Genomic DNA, 3,894 nt, shown 5'->3' with positions numbered 1-3,894 from the left:
TCAGCAGCGAGCCGGCGATGGGCACCATCGCCGAGGCGCTGATCATGGACCTCTCGGCCCTCGGGCACACGCTGAAGCCGCTGATCCGCGACGGCTATGTCGAGACTTTCGCCGACAAGGACGACCGCCGCGTCAAGCGCGTGCGGCTGACGCCGCAGGGCAATGTCAAGCTCGACGAGGCGATCAGGCTGTGGAGCGCGGCGCAGCAGCAGTTCGAGGACAAGGTCGGCGCCGAGCAGGCGGCGAAGCTGCGCGCGGCTCTGGACGCGGTGGCTGATCTCGATCTGGAAATGCCGGCGGCCGCTCCTTCGCTCTGAAGAAGCGGCCGCCAATCCAGATCAGGATGACGTTTCGTTGAATCGTCGTCCTGATCTAATTCTTTGTTGGACCATGATCTTTTCCGAAAACCGGTTCCCGCTTTTCGGGATCATGCTCTAGCTTTGCAGCGGCTACTCGGCCGGCATTGCGACCGGGCGGGCCAATGCCCAACCGGCCAGCACGATACCCAGGCCCACGATCGGAAACACCGCCGCGACCAGCCCGAGATCGCCCGGCACGTCGAAGCGCAGCACCGCGCCCCCGACAACCGCGCCCAGCGCCACGCCGAGATAGAGCGCCGAGGCGTTGAGCGAGAGCACGATCGGGGCGGCGTCCGGGGCGAGCTTGATAATGCGGCTCGCCTGCGCCGGCGGGAAGGCCCAGCCGACGATGCCCCACGGCACCATCATCGCCATCAGCGCCGGCCCGGCGATATGCTGCGGCAGCAAGGTCGGGATCAGCGAGAAGGTGACCAGCATGGCAGCGCTGAGCGCCAGCGACCAGGCGACGGTGCGAGTCGCGCCGAAGCGGTCGGCGGCCTGCCCGCCGGCAATGTTGCCGATGACGGCGCCGGCGCCGAAGGCGAGCAGCATGCCGGGCAGCGCCAGCGGGCTCAAGCCGCCGCTCTGGACGGCCAGCGGCGCGATGAAGCTGAAGACGGTAAACGCGCCGACCAGCGCCAGGGCGGTGGTCAAAAGGATCGGCATCACGCCGGGCCGAAGCGCCGCCGCCAGCCGCGCCTTGAGCGGGAGCCTGGTGCCGATGATGCCGCGCGGCAGCCGCCACCACAGGATCGCGCCGGCCAGCGCGCCGAGCCCGGCAATGGCGAAGAAGGTGCCGCGCCAGCCGGCGACGGCCGCGACAAGCGCGCCGAGCGGCGCGCCGACGGCAACCGCCACCGTGGTGCCTCCGACGACGACGGCGATGGCGCGCGCCCGGTGATGGTCGTCGACCAGCGCCACGGCCGTGCCTTGCGCGGTCGCGGCGAACAGGCCGGACGACAGAGCCATGATGATGCGTGCGATCAGCAGCAGTTCGAAGGACGAGCTCAGCGCCGCAACGATGTTGCCGAGCACGAAGAACACCAGCGTCCACAGGATGACGCGGCGACGGTCCCATTCGCCGGTCAGCGTCGCGAGGACCGGGGTGCCGAGCGCGTAGGCGAGCGCGAAAGCGGTGATCAGCGACCCGGCGAGCGGAATGGAGATGCCGGCATCCGCCGCAATGTCGGGCAGAAGGCTGGAGATGACGAAGCCTTCGGTCGAGATCGCAAACGATCCGAGCGCAAGCCAGAATATCCGCTTGTCCATGGGGAGTGTCCTTTAGTTCAAAAGTTATTGAACAATTGGACATGGCAGGGCATGATGTCAATGAAGCCAAGGGAAAATAGCTGACCCCTGCTGACAGCACTGTGTCAGGACAGGGTCCGCGATCAACGGATCGTTTGCGCCCGCCGCAGAAGGAGACGCGTTGAAATCGGCCCGGATTGTGCTTAATTCCCGGGGATGACCTTGCCCCATCCCAACGCTGACCAGATCAGCCTGCCGATCGTGCTCGCCGTGCTCGGCGACCCGACCAGGCTTGCCATCGTATGCTTCCTGGCGAGCAAGGAAGGCGTGCCGATGAACTGCAGCAAGTTCCTCGATCTCGGCTCCAAGACCAACCTCAGCTATCACCTGGCCAAGCTGCGCGAGGCCGGCGTCACCCGCACCGAAGCGGTCGGCACCAACCGCATGATCACGCTGCGCCGCGACGACCTCGACCGCCGCTTCCCCGGCCTGCTCGACAGTGTCATTGCCGCCGCCGGTGACGACAAGGCGCTGCCCATGGTCGGCGCCGCCGAGATCGAGATCGGCGCCTGATGCGCATTGCGGTTCTCGCCGACATCCACGGCAATTTGCTGGCGCTGGACGCCGTGCTCGACGACCTCAAGCATCGCGGCGGCGCCGATATCACCGTCAATCTCGGCGACTGCGTCTCCGGCCCGCTCTGGCCGCGCGAGACGATGGAACGGCTGCAGGCGCTCAAGCTGCCCACCGTGCGCGGCAACCATGACCGCCGGGTGGCGCAGGACCCCGCCGACGAGACGATGTGGCCGTCCGACCGCTACGCCCAGGGACGGCTGACGGGGTTGCAGCGCGAGGCGCTGCTGGCCTTGCCGCTGACGCTGGAGGTCCTGCCCGGCGTGGTCGCCCTCCACGCCCGCCCCGACCATGACGAGAAATATCTCGCCGATGCGATCACCGACGGCCAGCTGGTGCGCGCGCCGCTGGCCGCGATCCGGCGGCGGCTGAAATCGCTCAACCCCGCCTGCCGCATCGTGCTGTGCGGACACAGCCATCGCGCCGAGCTGATCCGCATCCCCGGCGGCCCGGTCATCTTCAACCCCGGCAGCATCGGTTGCCCCGCCTATGACGATGACACGCCGCCGGCGCATGTTTCCGAGCAAGGGACGCCGCATGCGCGCTACGGCATCGTCGAACTCGGCGAGCAGGGCCGCCCCGACCGCTTCGAGGCCATCGCCGTCGACTACGACCACGAGGCCGCGGCCAGGCAGGCCGAACAGGCGGGACGGCCGGAATGGGCGCATGCGCTCAGAACCGGCTTCATGCCGGACTGAGCGGCGGCACGCCCCGTCACCGCCAAGTTTCAGATGACGTCGCGCCATATCGTCTCCTATAACCGCCTCGGCTTGAGGTGGCGCGCTTGAGTCGGTCGCGCTTTGGAACGTGCATGCCCATGGCCGAAGGATGAAGCGCAGAGTTACGCTCCGATCGACGCTGCAGGCACTGATTGCCGTCGCTTTGCCGCTGGCCGCCTCGCCGGCCGTGGCCGAGGACGCGCCTGGCACCATCATTTCCATCGTCAGCGGCCTCGCGCCGGACGACCTGCTCAACATCCGCGCCACCGCATCGGCGACCGGAAAGATCCAGGCGCGCCTGCCCGGCGGGGCGGCGGTGAAGAATCTCGGCTGCAACGAAGTCAACGGCAATCCCTGGTGCAAGGTCGAGGACACCGAGAACCCTCGCGTCGGTGGCTGGGCGCCCGCGCGCTACCTGACCCCGAACAATCCGGCGCCGGCGCCCGATGATGCCGCCGCGCCGGCGACCGAAGCCAGCGCGCCTCAACTCCCCGAAGCACCGGCCGCCGACATCACCGCGCGCCTCGGCGGCTCCGACCCGGCGGCGCCGCGCTCCGCCGCCGATATCGGCAGGACGGCCATGCAGGATGCCTATGGCCTTGCCTTCACATCATCGGCGGCAGGACTTTCCGACGGCCCCGCCCCCGATGCCGCCGGCGGCATCCCCTGCGCGCGCCATATCGGCCAGCCGATGACCCGCTGCGAGGTAACCGTGGTGCACACGGGCGGCGAAAGTGCCGTCACGGTAGCCTGGCCGGATGGCGGCACGCGCATCATCACCTTCCACGGCGGCTTCCCGGCCAGTTCGGACTCGGCGGACGAATTCCGCTTCACCCGCGAGGGCACGCTCAACATGATCCGGATCGGCACCTCGGAGCGATTCGAGATCACGGACCAGCTTGCGCTGGGCGAATAGGTGTTAGGCAGTAGGGAAT

Annotated in this window: 5 protein-coding genes; 4 read left to right on the top strand and 1 reads right to left on the bottom strand. The window is 68.2% G+C overall.

Annotation, left to right across the window (positions count from 1 at the left end; translation table 11 throughout):
* Positions 1–317: MarR family winged helix-turn-helix transcriptional regulator (locus EN738_RS32085; protein WP_145966998.1), on the top strand; the 317-nt coding region annotated here is incomplete at its 5' end.
* Positions 318–449: 132 nt separating this feature from the next.
* Here the strand turns inward: EN738_RS32085 and EN738_RS32080 are convergent.
* On the bottom strand, positions 450–1,628 hold the full coding sequence (locus tag EN738_RS32080) for an MFS transporter (RefSeq protein ID WP_127287086.1): 1,179 nt from the start codon (positions 1,626–1,628) through the stop codon (positions 450–452).
* Positions 1,629–1,823: 195 nt separating this feature from the next.
* Between EN738_RS32080 and EN738_RS32075 the strand changes: the two genes are divergently transcribed.
* The 3 genes from EN738_RS32075 to EN738_RS32065 all read left to right on the top strand — a co-directional run bounded on the left by EN738_RS32075 (position 1,824) and on the right by EN738_RS32065 (position 3,875).
* Complete coding sequence (locus EN738_RS32075; RefSeq protein ID WP_127287085.1) at positions 1,824–2,180, top strand: helix-turn-helix transcriptional regulator; 357 nt, start codon at positions 1,824–1,826, stop codon at positions 2,178–2,180.
* Positions 2,180–2,938 carry a metallophosphoesterase family protein gene (locus EN738_RS32070; RefSeq protein WP_127287084.1) on the top strand — a complete coding sequence of 253 codons (759 nt, stop codon included), beginning with the start codon at positions 2,180–2,182 and terminating at the stop codon, positions 2,936–2,938. The genes EN738_RS32075 and EN738_RS32070 overlap by 1 nt, the downstream gene beginning before the upstream one ends.
* Positions 2,939–3,068: 130 nt before the next feature.
* Complete coding sequence (locus tag EN738_RS32065; RefSeq protein ID WP_127287083.1) at positions 3,069–3,875, top strand: SH3 domain-containing protein; 807 nt, start codon at positions 3,069–3,071, stop codon at positions 3,873–3,875.
* Positions 3,876–3,894: the final 19 nt, after the last annotated feature.

The organism is Mesorhizobium sp. M4B.F.Ca.ET.017.02.2.1, from assembly GCF_003998955.1.
Taxonomy (GTDB): Bacteria; Pseudomonadota; Alphaproteobacteria; order Rhizobiales; family Rhizobiaceae; genus Mesorhizobium; species Mesorhizobium abyssinicae.
Note: the sequence above shows the minus strand (reverse complement) of the source record. Positions and strands in the feature narration are given on the sequence as shown.

Coding starts and splice junctions, on each gene's coding strand:
- EN738_RS32075 (WP_127287085.1), top strand. CDS start 1,824: ATGACCTTGCCCCATCCCAACGCTGACCAGATCAGCCTGCCGATCGTG.
- EN738_RS32070 (WP_127287084.1), top strand. CDS start 2,180: ATGCGCATTGCGGTTCTCGCCGACATCCACGGCAATTTGCTGGCGCTG.
- EN738_RS32065 (WP_127287083.1), top strand. CDS start 3,069: ATGAAGCGCAGAGTTACGCTCCGATCGACGCTGCAGGCACTGATTGCC.
- EN738_RS32080 (WP_127287086.1), bottom strand. CDS start 1,628: ATGGACAAGCGGATATTCTGGCTTGCGCTCGGATCGTTTGCGATCTCG.